The sequence below is a fragment of the Enterocloster lavalensis genome, assembly GCF_046603895.1.
GTDB classification, from domain to species: Bacteria; Bacillota; Clostridia; order Lachnospirales; family Lachnospiraceae; genus Enterocloster; species Enterocloster lavalensis.
Genome location: NZ_CP176637.1, coordinates 2,036,819 through 2,052,721, shown reverse-complemented (window position 1 = coordinate 2,052,721; position 15,903 = coordinate 2,036,819). Strand labels below are relative to the sequence as shown.

17 protein-coding genes are annotated in these 15,903 nt (G+C 53.1%); all 17 read left to right on the top strand.

Features of this window, described 5'->3' with window-relative positions; genetic code table 11:
• The gene (infA, locus tag ACK2JC_RS09045; protein ID WP_007707618.1) at positions 1 to 219 is read left to right on the top strand and encodes a translation initiation factor IF-1; all 219 of its coding nucleotides are present in this window, start codon (positions 1 to 3) and stop codon (positions 217 to 219) included.
• Positions 220 to 458: 239 nt separating this feature from the next.
• A complete protein-coding gene (rpmJ, locus tag ACK2JC_RS09040) occupies positions 459 to 572 on the top strand; it encodes a 50S ribosomal protein L36 (protein WP_003497809.1) in 114 nt (37 codons plus the stop codon).
• A gap of 26 nt (positions 573 to 598) precedes the next feature.
• Positions 599 to 967 (top strand): 30S ribosomal protein S13, encoded by a 369-nt coding sequence (gene rpsM / locus ACK2JC_RS09035; RefSeq protein ID WP_092366136.1) that lies wholly within the window; start codon positions 599 to 601, stop codon positions 965 to 967.
• 87 nt (positions 968 to 1,054) lie between these two features.
• Positions 1,055 to 1,459, top strand: a complete 405-nt coding sequence (gene rpsK, locus ACK2JC_RS09030; protein WP_024737996.1) for a 30S ribosomal protein S11 — start codon at positions 1,055 to 1,057, stop codon at positions 1,457 to 1,459.
• Between the two features lie 16 nt (positions 1,460 to 1,475).
• Complete coding sequence (rpsD, locus tag ACK2JC_RS09025) at positions 1,476 to 2,069, top strand: 30S ribosomal protein S4 (protein WP_092366139.1); 594 nt, start codon at positions 1,476 to 1,478, stop codon at positions 2,067 to 2,069.
• 63 nt (positions 2,070 to 2,132) lie between these two features.
• On the top strand, positions 2,133 to 3,095 hold the full coding sequence (locus ACK2JC_RS09020) for a DNA-directed RNA polymerase subunit alpha (protein WP_024737998.1): 963 nt from the start codon (positions 2,133 to 2,135) through the stop codon (positions 3,093 to 3,095).
• A gap of 142 nt (positions 3,096 to 3,237) precedes the next feature.
• The gene (locus ACK2JC_RS09015; protein ID WP_092366143.1) at positions 3,238 to 3,774 is read left to right on the top strand and encodes a bL17 family ribosomal protein; all 537 of its coding nucleotides are present in this window, start codon (positions 3,238 to 3,240) and stop codon (positions 3,772 to 3,774) included.
• 227 nt (positions 3,775 to 4,001) lie between these two features.
• A complete protein-coding gene (locus ACK2JC_RS09010) occupies positions 4,002 to 5,234 on the top strand; it encodes an N-acetylmuramoyl-L-alanine amidase family protein (RefSeq protein ID WP_092366146.1) in 1,233 nt (410 codons plus the stop codon).
• Between the two features lie 101 nt (positions 5,235 to 5,335).
• Complete coding sequence (locus ACK2JC_RS09005) at positions 5,336 to 6,328, top strand: hypothetical protein (RefSeq protein WP_331681287.1); 993 nt, start codon at positions 5,336 to 5,338, stop codon at positions 6,326 to 6,328.
• Positions 6,329 to 6,630: 302 nt separating this feature from the next.
• On the top strand, positions 6,631 to 6,981 hold the full coding sequence (locus ACK2JC_RS09000) for a type II toxin-antitoxin system RelE/ParE family toxin (RefSeq protein ID WP_320938047.1): 351 nt from the start codon (positions 6,631 to 6,633) through the stop codon (positions 6,979 to 6,981).
• Positions 6,982 to 6,983: 2 nt separating this feature from the next.
• A complete protein-coding gene (locus ACK2JC_RS08995; protein ID WP_227170404.1) occupies positions 6,984 to 7,268 on the top strand; it encodes a helix-turn-helix domain-containing protein in 285 nt (94 codons plus the stop codon).
• 138 nt (positions 7,269 to 7,406) lie between these two features.
• Positions 7,407 to 8,609, top strand: a complete 1,203-nt coding sequence (locus ACK2JC_RS08990) for an ABC transporter substrate-binding protein (protein WP_092366157.1) — start codon at positions 7,407 to 7,409, stop codon at positions 8,607 to 8,609.
• 238 nt (positions 8,610 to 8,847) lie between these two features.
• On the top strand, positions 8,848 to 10,557 hold the full coding sequence (locus ACK2JC_RS08985) for an iron ABC transporter permease (RefSeq protein WP_320938046.1): 1,710 nt from the start codon (positions 8,848 to 8,850) through the stop codon (positions 10,555 to 10,557).
• Positions 10,558 to 11,634, top strand: a complete 1,077-nt coding sequence (locus ACK2JC_RS08980; protein WP_092366160.1) for an ABC transporter ATP-binding protein — start codon at positions 10,558 to 10,560, stop codon at positions 11,632 to 11,634.
• Between the two features lie 509 nt (positions 11,635 to 12,143).
• Entirely contained in the window at positions 12,144 to 13,205 is a 1,062-nt protein-coding gene (locus tag ACK2JC_RS08975) for an extracellular solute-binding protein (protein WP_320938045.1), read from the top strand.
• Positions 13,202 to 14,899, top strand: a complete 1,698-nt coding sequence (locus ACK2JC_RS08970) for a sensor histidine kinase (RefSeq protein WP_320938044.1) — start codon at positions 13,202 to 13,204, stop codon at positions 14,897 to 14,899. Before ACK2JC_RS08975 ends, ACK2JC_RS08970 begins: the two co-directional genes overlap by 4 nt.
• Positions 14,893 to 15,669, top strand: a complete 777-nt coding sequence (locus ACK2JC_RS08965; protein WP_118755935.1) for a response regulator — start codon at positions 14,893 to 14,895, stop codon at positions 15,667 to 15,669. Before ACK2JC_RS08970 ends, ACK2JC_RS08965 begins: the two co-directional genes overlap by 7 nt.
• The last annotated feature ends 234 nt before the right edge of the window (positions 15,670 to 15,903 follow it).

The window sequence follows — 15,903 nt, the reverse complement described above, 5'->3', positions numbered from 1 at the left end:
ATGTCGAAATCAGATGTGATTGAAATTGAAGGAACCGTAGTAGAGAAATTACCCAACGCCATGTTCCAGGTAGAACTGGAGAACGGCCATCAGGTCCTGGCACACATCAGCGGAAAGCTTCGTATGAACTATATCCGCATCCTGCCGGGCGATAAAGTTACGATTGAACTGTCCCCGTATGATTTGTCCAAGGGAAGAATTATCTGGAGAGATAAATAAGCAGACCTGCGGTCTGCGCTACCCAAACGTAGCCGAAGGCGGAGTTCGGGTTTCCAGTGGGCACAGTGAAACAACACCCCAGCGGAACCGGAACCTACAACCCGGAATTAGCTCTTCACCCGCGCGACACACCAGGGGCAGATGATCAATAAATATATAGCAAAAAGTGCTTGCATTTATCGAAAATCAATGATATAATGCTTTAGCAACTTTGTTGGTCTATAGAAAGGAGAATTACTGTGAAGGTTAGATCATCCGTTAAGCCGATCTGCGAAAAATGCAAGATCATAAAGAGAAAAGGCAGTATCAGAGTAATTTGCGAAAATCCGAAGCATAAACAGAGACAAGGTTAATTAAAATTAGGAGGTGTACTACACACATGGCTCGTATTTCAGGTGTTGACTTACCAAGAGAAAAACGTGTTGAGATCGGTCTGACTTACATCTACGGTATCGGTAGAACAAGTGCGAACCGCATCCTCACAGAAGCTGGCGTTAATCCCGATACCCGCGTCAAAGATTTGACCGACGACGAGGTAAAGAAGCTGGCCACCATCATTGCTGACTCCCAGACTGTAGAAGGTGATCTGCGCAGAGAGATCGCACTGAACATCAAGAGACTGCAGGAGATTGGTTGCTACAGAGGAATCCGTCACAGAAAGAGCCTTCCGGTTCGCGGCCAGAAAACCAAGACCAACGCGAGAACCTGCAAGGGACCGAGAAAGACTGTGGCAAACAAGAAGAAATAATTAGTAACAAGGTAACTGAATTCGATTTGTATGTTTTAAAAACAGGAAGAGCGAATTCGAGAAAATGAGAAAGTAGGTTAGTTTAAAATGGCTAAAAAAGTGTCCACTACAGCTAAAAAAGTGACAAAAAAGCGTGTAAAGAAAAACGTTGAACGCGGACAGGCACATATCCAGTCATCTTTTAACAATACGATCGTGACGTTGACAGATGCACAGGGTAACGCATTATCTTGGGCAAGTGCTGGTGGTCTGGGATTTAGAGGTTCAAGAAAATCTACTCCTTATGCTGCTCAGATGGCGGCAGAAACTGCGACAAAGGCAGCTCTTGTACATGGCTTAAAAACAGTAGATGTTATGGTTAAGGGTCCTGGTTCAGGACGTGAGGCCGCAATCCGTGCTCTGCAGGCATGTGGATTGGAAGTAACAAGCATCAAGGACGTAACTCCGGTTCCCCACAACGGATGCCGTCCGCCCAAACGTAGAAGAGTCTGATTAGGAGGTAATTAAAGTGGCAGTAGATAGAGTTCCTGTTCTTAAAAGATGCAGATCCCTGGGACTGGATCCGATCTTTCTGGGAATTGATAAAAAGTCCAACAGAGAAACCAAGAGAACCAATAAGAAGATGAGTGAGTACGGCCTGCAGCTGCGCGAGAAACAGAAAGCGAAGTTCATTTACGGCGTACTGGAGAAACCCTTCCGTAACTACTATGCGAAGGCTTCCAAGATGAACGGCATGGTTGGTACCAACCTGATGATCCTGTTAGAGTGCAGACTGGACAACGTCCTGTTCCGTATGGGCCTTGGCCGCACCCGCAAGGAGACCCGTCAGATCGTTGACCACAAGCATGTGCTGGTAAACGGCAAGCCTGTGAACATTCCGTCTTACCGCGTTAAGACCGGCGACGTAATCGAGATCAAAGAGAAGTACAAATCCGCTCAGAGATACAAAGATATCCTGGAAGTAACCGGCGGACGTATGGTTCCGGCCTGGCTGGATGTTGATCAGGAGAACCTGCGCGGCACTGTTAAAGAGATGCCCACCAGGGACGAGATTGATGTTCCCGTAAACGAAATGCTCATCGTAGAGTTGTATTCTAAGTAATCTCTGTGTTAGAATGCATCCATCCCTCGAGATTTGATAGAAACCCAAAAGGAGGGGCTATTAGTGTTCGATTTTGAAAAACCCAACATTGAAATCGCGGAGATTTCAGAAGACAAGAGATATGGCAAGTTCGTAGTTGAACCACTTGAGAGAGGTTACGGCACTACACTGGGCAACTCCCTGAGAAGAATTATGCTTTCTTCCCTGCCGGGTGCAGCAGTGAGTCAGGTAAAAATCGATGGCGTTTTGCATGAGTTCAGTTCTATCGCCGGTGTCAAGGAAGATGTAACTGAGATCATTATGAACATCAAAAGCTTAGCGATCAAGAACAACAGCGATACCGACGAGCCCAAGGTTGCATACATTGAGTTCGAAGGCGAGGGCGTGATTACTGCGGCCGACATTCAGGCGGACGCGGACATCGAGATTATGAATCCCGATCAGATCATCGCGACCTTGAGCGGCGGCACGGACAGCAAGTTCTACATGGAGCTTACGATCACCAAGGGCCGCGGCTATGTCAGCGCAGATAAGAATAAGAACGACGATTTACCCATCGGGGTGATCGCAGTCGATTCCATCTACACTCCGGTGGAGCGTGTGAATATGGCGGTGGCGAACACCCGTGTCGGCCAGCAGACGGACTACGACAAGCTGACATTGGAGATTTACACCAATGGCACTCTTGCACCTGACGAGGCAGTCAGCCTGGCCGCGAAGGTACTCAGCGAGCACTTAAACCTGTTTATCGACCTCTCCGAGAACGCCAAGACAGCAGAGATCATGGTGGAGAAGGAAGACAACGAGAAGGAAAAAGTGCTTGAGATGAATATCGACGAGCTGGAGTTGTCCGTCCGTTCTTACAACTGTTTGAAGCGGGCTGGAATCAACACCGTGGAAGAGCTGTGCAACCGCACTTCCGAGGATATGATGAAGGTTCGTAACCTGGGCCGCAAGTCCCTTGAGGAAGTGTTGGCCAAGCTTAAGGAATTAGGCTTACAGCTTAATCCCAGCGACAACGACTAACGATACATTTAACGCGGGACCAGTAAGTCCAAAGAAGCATGGTTTCCGTGAAGCCAAAATAGTATGCGGGGAATCAGCGCCCCGGCCAGTAAGTCCATAAGAAGCATGGCCGGGGTGTTCCGCAGTGACGGAGGAAAATGAAATGGCAGGATATAGAAAATTAGGAAGAACTTCCGACCAGAGAAAGGCTATGATCAGAAGCCAGGTTACAGCTCTGCTGTACCACGGCAAGATCAGAACCACTGAGACCAGAGCAAAGGAAATCCGCAAAGTAGCGGAGGGCCTGGTAGCGATGGCTGTCAGAGAGAAAGATAACTACGAGACCGTTAAGGTGACCGCTAAGGTTGCCCGCAAGGACAAAGACGGCAAGAGAGTGAAAGAAGTTGTGGACGGCAAGAAAGTAACCGTTTACGACGAGGTCGAGAAGGAAATCAAGAAGGATATGCCTTCCAGACTGCATGCCAGAAGACAGATGTTAAAGGTGCTCTACGGCGTAACCGAGGTTCCGACCTCCAACGCCGGCAAGAAGAAAAACACCAAGAGCGTTGATCTGGTTGCAAAGCTGTTCGACGAGATCGCTCCCAAGTACGCAGAGCGCAACGGTGGCTACACCAGAATCGTTAAGATCGGCCAGCGTAAGGGCGACGCAGCGATGGAAGTTCTGATCGAGTTAGTTTAATCAGATATTATTGAACCGCAGGTACGATAGACGTGCCTGCGGTTTTTTGTGTCATGGACAGCTGGCAAAGTCCGCGGGCGATTGTTTTGTCAGAACTTCGCAAATATTATGAATTTACCGAAAGAATATCGTAAGTTGACGTGGACAGTGGCCTCGGGCTATAATGATTACAGATAATAGATCAAATATGTGCAATGGGGGTTGCCCCTTTTAAGGAGGTTATCAGTATGATGAAATGGAAACGGATGCTCGGCGCGCTGATGGCAGCGGGACTGCTGGTGTCTGCGATGCCCATGGAGGCCCTGGCTGCGACCAAGTATGTCACCAGTATTTCGCTGAAGGTACATGCTGAACTGGAAGCGGGGGATTCGGTGGGTGACAATGACGATATCGCGCTTGAGAAACAGGACAGCGGTACTTACGTATATACAACAGCCAGCCGCTATCACGTGGTAGGAGCGGAGTGGGCCAATGACAAAGATATCTCCATCGGCGATGAGCCCAAGATGTATGTGTGGCTGGAGATTGACGACGACGACAACAATAACGAGTATAAGTTCCGCAGCAGCTACAGCTCCAGCAATGTGAGCGTCAGCGGCGGAAGTTACGTGAGCTCCAGCAAGAGCGGCGGGGATTTGAAGGTTACGATCCGGGTCAACCCCATCAAGGGCACCTATGACCCGCCGGAGAACGCCGAGTGGGGAAGCTCCCGTGGGCGGGCCACCTGGGATGCCGGGGACAGCAGTTCCGGTTACTATGACGTGTATCTGTACCGCGGCTCCTCGACTGTGAAAAAGGTGGAGGACTACAAGGGCACCAGCTATAACTTCTATCCCTATATGACCAAGGAAGGAGACTATACCTTTAAAGTCCGCACTGTTCCTCACAGTGACGGCAGCTACGGCAAGAAGAGCGACTGGACGGAGTCAGACGACCTTTATATCGACGAGGACCACGTTTCCGATGGTACCGGCCAGAGCCGGGACGACGGTGTGACCTCCACCGGCGGCACCACGGATGTGGGCTGGCGCAAGGATAACGACAAATGGTATTTTAAATATCCGGACGGCACCTTGGCTAAGAACGGTTGGATGAAATGGAACGATAAGTGGTATCTGTTCGACAGCGTCGGAAAGATGCTCAGCGGCTGGCAGCAGAACGGCGGCAACTGGTATTATCTGGGTGAGAGCGGCGATATGAAGACCGGCTGGGTGAAGTCCGGCAACCTCTGGTATTACTGCAATCCCAACCAGGGCGGCCCGGAGGGCGCCATGGTCAAGAGCTGCTGGCTTACGATCAACGGCAAGACCTATTTTATGAACGAGAGCGGAGCCATGGTGGAGGGCTGGTACAAGGTGGGAGAGGACTTCTACTATTTCCAGCCGGGCGAGGGCCACAAGCTGGTGAACACCACGGTGAACGGATTTGTGTTGGATGCAAACGGAGTGTGGCGTCACTGATGAGGGGACGGCCCGGGCCGGAGGAAGTTGTGAGAGGGAGCTGTGTGGGTGCATTTTTCATATAGAAAATCATAAGCCGGAGAACGGCGGAAGGAGTTTCAATGAAAAAGAGACAGGCGATGGCTGTGATGACGGTGGCGGTGCTGCTGGCGGCGGGCACAGCGATGACATCCCACGCGGCAGAGAAAGAGTATCAGATTTACGTGTCCAACAATTATGACACGCAGAACGTCAGCGCGGACGACAACGACGACGAGAAGGTCCATCCGCTGGCCCCGGACGTTTACAGCGACGACTACGAGATTATCGATGGTCCGTCCTGGTCCAAGGGGTTATTAAGCTGGACGCCGGGAAAGACGGTGACGGGAACCATTTACGTGGACCTGGACAGTTCGTCCGCGGAATCCATCGGCAAGAACCGGACTGGCATGGTCATGGCGGACGGCGAGGACAATGAGGTAGAGCTCACCTCCGTGGAGCGCTACAAGGGCAGTAAATACGAGGGCGACAATATCTACAAGGTAAAGTTCAGCTATCAGGTGGCAGCCCAGCTGGGCGACACCACCTGGGCCGGCTGGGACAGCGCAAATCCCACGCTGGCGCGCTGGAACGGCGTCAAGTATGCCAATACCTACCGTGTGGTTCTCTACGACGACCAGGGCTCTGTGGTGACTCAGACAGTGGAGAACGCCACATCCTATGATTTTTCGCAGTTCATGACCAAGGACCGGGTGAATTACTACTTTGAGGTGACGGCCATCGCCCGAAACGGGGATCAGCGGGATTATCTGAAGGACGGAGGTCCGGTCAGTTCCCTGGGATCCGCCTCCAACAATCCGGGAATCACAGACGGCACCTGGGGCGATTACCAGCAGGGCCGCCGTTTTACCAGGGCGGACGGAACCAATCCGGCGGGCTGCTGGGAGCGGATTCTGGGAAAGTGGTATTATTTTAACGCCGGAGGCTACGCGGTTACCGGGTGGAATGAGATTGACGGAACCTGGTATTACATGTATGAGGACGGCGCCATGGCGGCCGGGACCACAACGCCGGATGGGTATGTGGTGGACGGGAGTGGGGCGTGGGTGCAGTAGTTAGATTAAAAATGTATATTTGCAAAGGTGTAAAGAAAATTCCTTTACGCCTTTTCTTTTTGGGGATAAAATGATATATTCTATACTAGAAAACAAATATTAATTCTGTCGATACAGCGGTTCCTGCTGTATAAACACTTGTAGTTACTACAAGTTCAGGCTGAATCAGCCGATTTTTCCACAAAGAGACCGAAAAGGGAGTGATGCCTATGAGGGGGTATGAAACGATTGACTGGGGAATTTGAAGATTTGACATTATGGGATATATGCCATATAATAGATAGGAGTAGAGAAGGGCGGAAATGACCCATTTTACGGTAGAATTTTATGAGGATGAGTGGAATCATAAACCTGTTGAGGAGTTTCTGGCGGGGTTGGATTTTAAAATGCGTGCAAAACTTTTAGGGTTGTTACAGATTTTACAGGAAAAGGGAAATAAATTGAGAGAACCCTATAGCAAGTATTTAGGGGATGGGATATTTGAGATAAGATGTAAGGTTGGAACTGATCTGACAAGGGTACTGTATTTTTTTTATTATGACAAAAAGATAATATTGACGAATGGCTTTGTCAAGAAGACACAGCGGACACCGGCCCGTGAAATCAGGCTGGCAAAGAGACGAAGGAAAGATTATCTGGAAAGGACAGGCTGACTATGAAAACATTAAATGAATTTATGGCCGAGCAGCTGAAGAACCCGGAGTTCAGAGAAGAATACGACAAAATCCAACCGGAGCTGGATGTCATCAGAGCATTGGTTGAGGCCAGAATTTCTCAAAACCTCACACAAAAGGAATTAGCTGCGCGGACTGGGATTGATCAGGCGGATATCAGCAAGCTGGAGAACGGGACCAGGAATCCATCTCTGAATTTGCTGAAGCGGCTTGCAGACGGCATGGGCATGGTATTGAGAATAGAGTTTGTGCCAAAGCGTAAATGAGGCGGTCATGATGTCTAAAATAACTAAAAAAATATACCACAAGTTCAGAAATCGCGACATTATTACTTAAATGCCGGTTTTTTCCCTCCTCATTTTCTGATATGATTGGATCATCAGAGAAAAGGAGGGATTTTTATTATGAAGAAAAAACTGTCACTTTTGTTGGCGTGTACCATGGCTTTGAGCCTTACCGCGTGCGGCGGAGGCAAGACCGAGGCTCCTGCAACCACTGCGGCTCCTGAGACTACTGCAGCGACCGAGGCTGCAAAGGATACCGAAGCGGCGGAGTCCAAGGCGGAATCTGCAGAGGCTACTGAGGCGGCCGGCGGCATGGATGCGCTGATTGAGGCGGCAAAGGCCGAGGGAGAGCTCACTGTTTACGGCTCCTGCGAGGAGGAGTATCTGTCCGCAGCCTGTCAGAATTTTGAGAAGCTCTACGGAATCAAGACCAAGTTCCAGAGACTGTCCACCTCCGAGGTTTACACCAAGATCTCCGAGGAAGCTGGAAAACCGTCCGCTGACGTTTGGTTCGGCGGCACCACGGACCCCTACAATGAGGCGACCGCAGACGGCCTGCTGGAGCCCTATGAGGCGATCAACGCAGTGAACCTGATCGGCGATCAGTACAAGGACCCCACCAACTGCTGGTATGGCATCTACAAAGGTATCCTGGGCTTCATGGTTAACACCGAGGAGCTGGAGCGCCTGGGCCTGGAAGCTCCCAAGACCTGGGATGATCTGACCAAGGAAGAGTACAAGGGCCTGATCATGCTGTCCAACCCCAACACCGCAGGCACTGCCAAGCTGCTGATCAACACCATGGTTCAGATGAAGGGCCATGACGAGGCGATGGAATACTTTAAGGCGCTGGACAAGAACATTTCCCAGTACACCAAATCCGGTTCCGGCCCCTCCAAGATGGTAGGCCCGGGCGAGTGTGTGATCGGTATCGGCTTCCTGCATGACGGCATTTACCAGATTCTGCAGGGCTATGACAACATCCAGCTGATCGTTCCCGAGGATGGAACTTCCTTCGAGGTTGGCGCAACCGCAATCTTCAAGGGTTGTACACATCCCAACGCGGCAAAATTGTGGATTGAGTACGCTCTTTCTCCCGACTGTGTGGATCATGCCAAGGAGAACGGCTCCTACCAGTTCCTGGTACTTAAGAATGCGACTCAGCCGGAAGAGGCTACCAAGTTCGGTCTGGATATGAACAACACCATCGACTACGATTTCGAGGATGCAAAAGAGAACAGTGGAAAATATGTGGAGGACTTCTTCGCAGCACTGGGAAGCTCCAAGGACAACGCAGATTCCAGCCGTTTCAAAACCGAGTAATTGAAAACGGTGCCGGCTGCGGCACATGTTAGGATCGTAACAACTCGTGGGAGAGCGCTGCGAAATGCCGAAAATACACATTTCGCAGCGTTTTTATTGCCAGGAGAGCCCATTTTCCTGCCAATAAAAACGCTCCGCAGGGGGCGCTGCCCGGCGGACGGGCGGTCTGATCTCCGGCTGGACTGCAAATGATTCATGCACTGTAAACATTGTTGAAGATAGAAAGGGGGGCCTTTTTGTGGCCAGAAGTCAAAGCGCTGAGCTAGAGCGCAAGAAATTCTTTGCGGACCCATTTTTGGTCAGCATGATCGTCGTGCTGCTGGTGTTCCTGGCATTATTTATCCTGTATCCCCTTCTGATGCTGCTGGTAGACAGCTTTTATTCGGAAGGCACCGTGACTATGGACGTATTCAAGCGGGTGCTCAGCCTGGAACGGTTCAGAAGCGCATTTAAAAATACCCTGGTGCTGGGTTTTATCACGGGCCTGACCTCCACGGCCATCGGCCTGTTGTTCGCCTATGTGGAGGTTTACGTGAAGCTGCGCACCAAGGTGCTGGAAAAGCTGTTCAGCCTGGTGTCCATGCTGCCGGTGGTGTCCCCGCCCTTTGTGCTGTCCCTGTCCATGATCATGCTGTTCGGGCGCAGCGGCATTATCACCCGTTCCCTGCTGGGAATCTACGATTCAAATGTTTACGGCCTGAAGGGCATCGCCATCGTACAGACCCTGACCTTTTTCCCGGTCTGCTATCTGATGTTGAAGGGCCTGCTGAAAAATATCGACCCGTCCCTGGAGGAAGCCACCCGGGACATGGGCGCTTCCCGCTGGAGAGTATTCACCAGCGTGACCTTTCCCCTGCTGCTGCCCGGCCTGGGAAATGCGTTCCTGGTAACCTTTATCGAGTCGGTGGCGGATTTCGCCAACCCCATGCTGATCGGAGGTTCCTATGACACTCTGGCGACCACCATTTACCTGCAGGTGACCGGGGCCTACGACTCCACCGGCGCGGCGGCCATGTCCGTGGTTCTGCTGCTGTTGACCGTGGTGCTGTTCCTGATCCAGAAGTATTATCTGGAGAAAAAGACGGCGGCCACCCTGACGGGCAAGGCTTCCAGGATGCGTATGCTGATCGAAGACAAGAGCGTGACCGTGCCTCTGACCATCTTCTGCGGCTGCGTGGCTGCCTTTGTGCTGCTGATGTACATCATGGTGCCTTTCGGCGCTCTGTTTACTCTGTGGGGGCGGGATTACAGCCTGAGCCTGAAATGGTTCCAGTATATGTTTAAGACCAGCGGGCTGAAGGCGTTTAAGGATTCCTTTATGCTGTCCCTGATCGCTGCTCCGCTGACGGCGTTCCTCTCCATGGTGATTTCCTACCTGGTTGTCAAGAAGAAATTCAAGGCCAAAGGTTTTATCGAGTTCGTTTCCATGCTGGCCATGGCGGTGCCCGGAACGGTTCTGGGTATCGGATATATCCGCGGTTATGCCAACGGCCTGTTCCGCACCGGCATCATGAGCGGTCTGTACGGCACGGGGCTGATCCTGATCATCGTGTTTATTGTGCGAAGCCTTCCCACGGGCACCCGAAGCGGCATTTCCGCCCTTCGCCAGATCGACAAGTCCATTGAAGAGTCAGCCTACGACATGGGCGCCAACTCAGCCAAGGTGTTCATGACGGTGACGCTGCCGCTGATCAAAGACTCCTTCTTCAGCGGCCTGGTAACCGCGTTTGTGCGCAGCATCACCGCTATTTCCGCCATCATCCTGCTGGTAACCCCGGATTTCCTGCTGATTACCTGTCAGATCAATGAGCAGGCGGAGAAAGGGAACTACGGCGTGGCCTGCGCGTACGCTACGGTATTGATTATTATCACTTACGGTGCTGTATTGATTATGAATACGCTGATGAAATTCTTCGGCGTCAGCAGAAAGATCAAGGAGGAGAATTAAATGGATAAGCAGAAAAAAGGCGTTCGTCTGGAGCATATATCGAAGATTTACAAGGATCCCAAGACCGGCAAGGATTTCTACGCGGTGCAGGACACCACGCTGGATATTGAGCCGGGAACATTTGTCACCCTGCTCGGCCCCTCCGGCTGTGGCAAGACGACCACGCTGCGTATGATCGCCGGTTTCGAGAGCCCGGATGAGGGCGACATCTATCTGGGGGACGAAGCGATCAACGCCCTGACGCCCAACAAGCGCGACACGGCTATGGTATTCCAGAGCTACGCCCTTCTGCCGCACTACAATGTGTTCGACAATGTGGCGTATGGCCTGAAGATCCGCAAGCTGCCCAAGGAGGAGATTCAGGAGCGGGTGATGAATATTCTGAAGCTGGTGGAGATGGAGGGCATGGAATCCCGCATGACCAACCAGCTCTCCGGCGGCCAGCAGCAGCGCGTGGCCCTGGCCCGGGCGCTGGTGATCGAGCCCAGCGTGCTGCTGTTCGACGAGCCGCTGAGCAACCTGGACGCCAAGCTGCGCGTGACCATGCGGACGGAGATCCGCAAGATCCAGCAGAAGGTGGGTATTACGGCGATTTATGTCACCCATGACCAGTCCGAGGCCATGAGTATTTCCGACAAGATCATTATCATGAGCAAGGGTAAGGTAGAGCAGATCGGCACGCCGCGGGAGATTTACTATCACCCGACGTCCAAGTTCGTGGCGGACTTCATCGGCGAGGCCAACTTCCTGGAAGCCCAGGTACGGTCCGCAGACGGCGAGAAGGCCATGATTTCAGTAGCAGGCGGCGAATTCGAAGTCAACAACTTCGCCCACGCCAAAGCCGGCGAAACCGCCACCCTGGTCCTCCGCCCCGAGGGAGTCAGCCTGTCGGAGAAAGGACTGCTGGAAGGAACCGTAACGCTGTCAACATTTATGGGGGCGTATCAGTATTATCAGATGATGGTGGGAGATATCGAGATACAGATCACGGATTACAATCCGGTAAACCGGCGGATTTATGAGGTTGGAGAAAAAGCGTACCTCGATTTCGACCCCAAGGGAGTTTACATATTGTAGGGAGATAGTATCATTTGAACACTTGACAAGGTATTTTCGAGTCCAGTGAGAATACATGCCGAAACACTTGGCAAGGTCTTTTATGAGCTTAGGGTTTGTGGTATAATCCAGGTAGGCAATGAGCAGTGCGTGAAGGGACATATGCAGAGCCACGTCGTGCTGGCACGTAAGTGGAGCTGCATATGGCCATTCACATAGGGCGAAGCCCGTGAGCGAGATGGAGCGAAGCGGAATCGAGCTGCACTGCGGAGTAGCGAGACGCGAAGGTGCGTGAAGGGGCGTGAGCAGTAGCCACGTCGTGCTGGCACGTAAGTGGAGCTGCATATGGCCATTCACATAGGGCGAAGCCCGTGAGCGAGATGGAGCGAAGCGGAATCGAGCTGCACTGCGGGCTAGCGAGACGCGAAGATGCGTGAAGGGACGTAAGCAGTAGCCCCATCATGCAGGCCCGCAAAGGGATCCCCCCCTTTTTTTCAACCAATCCCCCTAAAAAACAGGACCCCAAAACTATGAAAAACAAACACAATCACATCACCGCCGCCCTCCTATTTCTCCTGCTGGCCCTCACCGGCTGTGCGGGCAGAAACTTAGGGCGCCCGGCGGACTTAAAAACGGATGAGGCGCTGGTCATTTACTGCCCTCATCCGTTGGATTTTATAAATCCGGTGGTCTCCGAGTTCGAGGAGCGCACCGGCATAAGCGTGCAGGTGCAGACCGGCGGAACCGGCGAGCTTTTGGAGATGGTGGCGGAGCAGAAGCAGCCGCGCTGCGACATCTTCTGGGGCGGTTCCCTGTCCACCACCATAGAGCGCCGTGAGCTGTTTGCCCCCTATATCAGTGAAAATGAGAGCGTAGTGCGGCCGGAGTTCTGCAACGTGGAGGGGAACATGACGCGGTTCACGGACGTTCCCAGCGTGTTGATGGTGAACACCAACCTGATCGGCGGCATTTCCATAAAAGGTTACGGCGATCTGCTGCAGCCGGAGTTAAAAGGCCGGATCGCCATGGCCAACCCGTCCGTTTCCTCCTCGTCCTACGAGCATCTGATCAACATGCTGTACGCCATGGGAAACGGCGCCCCGGAAATGGGCTGGGACTACGTGCGGGCCTTCTGTGAAAACCTGGACGGAAACCTGCTGGAGAGCTCTTCCGCGGTCTACAAAGGCGTTGCGGAAGGCCGTTACACCGTGGGTCTGACCTTTGAGGAGGGCGCGGCCCACTATGTGGCGGGCGAAAACAGCGCGGTGAAGCTGGTTTACATGGAGGAAGGCGTCATTTCCAAACCCGACGTGGTGTGCATCGCGGTGGGAGCGGAGCATGTGGCTGAGGCCAGAGCCTTTGTGGACTTTGTGACCGGCCGGGACGCCCAGACCATGATCGCCACCACCCTGGACCGCCGTTCCGTGCGCACGGACGTGGAGGAGCCGGACTATCTGCCGGACAAGGACTCCCTCCACATCATTTATGACGATCCGGCGGTGGTCAACGAAAATAAGCAGAAATGGCTGAGCCGCTTTGACGACATATTCCGGGCCACCCTGACGGAAGGCGGGAAGGGGGCGGCGGAATGAAAAAAGAGCGGTATTTTCGGGACGAGCTGCGCAAGCTTTTCATCGGGTACGCCATTATCCCCTCCGTGCTGTTCACCCTGGTCTGCGGCCTTGTATTTCTTGCCGCCCTCATGCAGGGAAAGATGAGCGGAAATGAACGGCACAACCAATATGTGGCCGGGGAACTAAACCGGGTGCTGACGGTCTACGGAAATGAGCTGGAAGAGCTGGCGGCGCAGCCGGAGTTGTTTTCCGGGGAAATGAACACCGACCGCCAGGTGTACATTTTCCGGGACTTTTACAGTGTTTCCAATGAACTTGGATACGAGGCGGACCTGTTCGTGCTGGATGCGGACCGGAATCCGGTCATGTCCAGCCGCTCTGCGCTGCCGGAGTATCTCAAAGTGGATCCCGGCGTGGACTGGGGCATTTTTGCATCCATGGAAACGCGGCCGGGCGCTACTGCGGTCCGCCTGATGGACGGGTGGAAGAAGCAGGACCGGGATATTGCCCTGGGGCGGACTATTCTGAACGGGGACGAGACGGTGGGGTATCTGGTGTTCGCGATCAACAGCAGCCGGTTTCAGCCGGCCCTGGACCAGGCGGACACACAGATTCTGATCGCGGACCGGTTCGGGCGCATTTTTCTGAGCAATACCTACAATTTTACGGATAAAAGCAACCAGGTGATCGAAGCGCTGGAGGGAGCCGGGCGATATCTGCACTACAATAAAAACTTGTATCTGGCGGGCTGCCAGGAGGTGTATCACGGCATGTTCCGCGTCTACTCGGTGTCCGATATCCAGAATATCGTGGTCTCCTTAGGCATGGGCGGCGCGCTCATTATCACGGCGCTGGCGCTGATGACCATCTGGGTGTCCTTCAGCACCAAGCGGGTGACGGAGCGCAAGACAAGGGACTTCTACCGGATTCTGGACGTGATGGAGAGCGCCAGGGACGGAGATTTGGAGCGGATCCACATTGACAGCGACAACGAATTCAAGACCATTGCGGATGCTTACAATGAGATGATTACCAGCTTAAAGCTGCAGATGGAAAATAACCGGAAGATGACGGAGCTGGTGGCGGCCTCCCAGATCAAACAGCTGGAGAGCCAGTTTAATCCCCATTTCCTGTATAACACGCTGGAAAACATCCGTTATATGTGCCGCATCGAGCCGGAGATCGCGGCCAAAATGGTATTCAGTCTTTCCAGCCTGCTGCGCTACAGCCTGGACGGGAGCCGTGAGGAGGTGACCCTACGGGAGGATCTGGATCACCTGGAGAATTACCTGACGATTTTGAAATACCGGTTTAACCGGCGTTTTTCCTATGAAATTGACGTGGAGCCCCAGGCGCTTGCATGCCGGATTCCCAAGCTGGTCCTTCAGCCCATGATCGAAAATTCCGTGAAATACGGCTTTGGCAACCAGGAAACGCTGAGTGTGGAGCTGAAGGTTTATATTCACGAGGGCAGACTGACCATGATCTGCCGGGACGACGGCGTCGGAATGACGCCCCAGACACTGAGCGAGCTGACGGCCCTGCTGGGGCAGAAGGAGAACCGCAGCAGGCATTCGGGACTTTATAACATACACCGCCGGATCGAAATTTTGTACGGCAGGCCGTACGGCGTGGAGATCCGCAGCACGGAAGGCCACGGCACCACGCTGATCGTGACGCTTCCGGCCAATACGGAGGAAAAGGAATGCTGAGAGTGTTGATTGCAGAGGATGAAGATATTATCCGCAAAGGTTTGGTTTACACGACGGACTGGCTGTCCATGGACTGTGTGGTGGTCGCGGAGGCGGCCAACGGGCAGGAGGGCCTGGAGAAGATTCTGGAGTGCAGGCCCGACGTGGTGATCGCGGATATCTGCATGCCGTTTCTGGACGGGATCGAGATGATTAAGCGGGCGGCGGAGACGGTGCATTTTAAAAGTATTTTGCTGACCAGCTATGCGGATTTTGAGTACGCCAGGCGGGCCATTGACGCCAGAGTGTGCGAATATCTGCTGAAACCGGTGGATGAGGACCAGCTGGCGGAGATTATGAGGAAGCTGGGGGAGGAGATCGCCAGCAGCCGCCAGGTGGAGAAGGTGATGGAACAGGCCGAGCTGGACGGGGGAAATATGAACCTGGAGTATTTTATGCAGCTGGATTTATCGGAGAACCAGTATGTTTCCAGGGCCATCGGACAGATCCGGGAGCGTTTTGGGGAAAAGCTGAGCATTGAGTCGATTTCCGAGGAGATGGGGGTCAGCGCCAGCTATCTGAGCCGGAAGTTCAAGGAGGTTACGGGGCAGACGTTTCTGGATTTTCTGAATAAATACCGGGTGCAGCAGGCGATTGTGATGCTCAATGCGCAGAAGTACCGGATCAGTGAGATTTCGGAGGCGTGCGGGTTTACGGATTATAAGCATTTTTGTGCGGTGTTTAAGAAGTATACTTTGAAGTCGCCGACGAAGTTTGTGAAGGGGAGATAGGGGGGTGCAACCGTTCGTGAGAGAAAGCGGGCAGGGGCGCACTGGCTCCGGGGCTCCGCGATGGCAGGGAGTAAGGCGGAAGGGGGACGGAAAGCGCAGGACCGCTCCGAGCTACGGCGCAGGCCTGATGCCTGCCCCTCCGCCTCCGCTTTGTTCCGGGCGTTGAACGCTCCGGAACAACCTGCACTTTCCGCCCCCCTTCCGCCTAACTCCCTGCGAATCGCTACACAGTCG

Excerpts from the sequence above, each read along its gene's own strand:
- infA (WP_007707618.1), top strand. The coding sequence starts at position 1 with ATGTCGAAATCAGATGTGATTGAAATTGAAGGAACCGTAGTAGAGAAA.
- rpsM (WP_092366136.1), top strand. The coding sequence starts at position 599 with ATGGCTCGTATTTCAGGTGTTGACTTACCAAGAGAAAAACGTGTTGAG.
- rpsK (WP_024737996.1), top strand. The coding sequence starts at position 1,055 with ATGGCTAAAAAAGTGTCCACTACAGCTAAAAAAGTGACAAAAAAGCGT.
- ACK2JC_RS09015 (WP_092366143.1), top strand. The coding sequence starts at position 3,238 with ATGGCAGGATATAGAAAATTAGGAAGAACTTCCGACCAGAGAAAGGCT.
- ACK2JC_RS09010 (WP_092366146.1), top strand. The coding sequence starts at position 4,002 with ATGATGAAATGGAAACGGATGCTCGGCGCGCTGATGGCAGCGGGACTG.
- ACK2JC_RS09005 (WP_331681287.1), top strand. The coding sequence starts at position 5,336 with ATGAAAAAGAGACAGGCGATGGCTGTGATGACGGTGGCGGTGCTGCTG.
- ACK2JC_RS09000 (WP_320938047.1), top strand. The coding sequence starts at position 6,631 with ATGACCCATTTTACGGTAGAATTTTATGAGGATGAGTGGAATCATAAA.
- ACK2JC_RS08995 (WP_227170404.1), top strand. The coding sequence starts at position 6,984 with ATGAAAACATTAAATGAATTTATGGCCGAGCAGCTGAAGAACCCGGAG.
- ACK2JC_RS08990 (WP_092366157.1), top strand. The coding sequence starts at position 7,407 with ATGAAGAAAAAACTGTCACTTTTGTTGGCGTGTACCATGGCTTTGAGC.
- ACK2JC_RS08980 (WP_092366160.1), top strand. The coding sequence starts at position 10,558 with ATGGATAAGCAGAAAAAAGGCGTTCGTCTGGAGCATATATCGAAGATT.
- ACK2JC_RS08975 (WP_320938045.1), top strand. The coding sequence starts at position 12,144 with ATGAAAAACAAACACAATCACATCACCGCCGCCCTCCTATTTCTCCTG.
- ACK2JC_RS08970 (WP_320938044.1), top strand. The coding sequence starts at position 13,202 with ATGAAAAAAGAGCGGTATTTTCGGGACGAGCTGCGCAAGCTTTTCATC.
- ACK2JC_RS08965 (WP_118755935.1), top strand. The coding sequence starts at position 14,893 with ATGCTGAGAGTGTTGATTGCAGAGGATGAAGATATTATCCGCAAAGGT.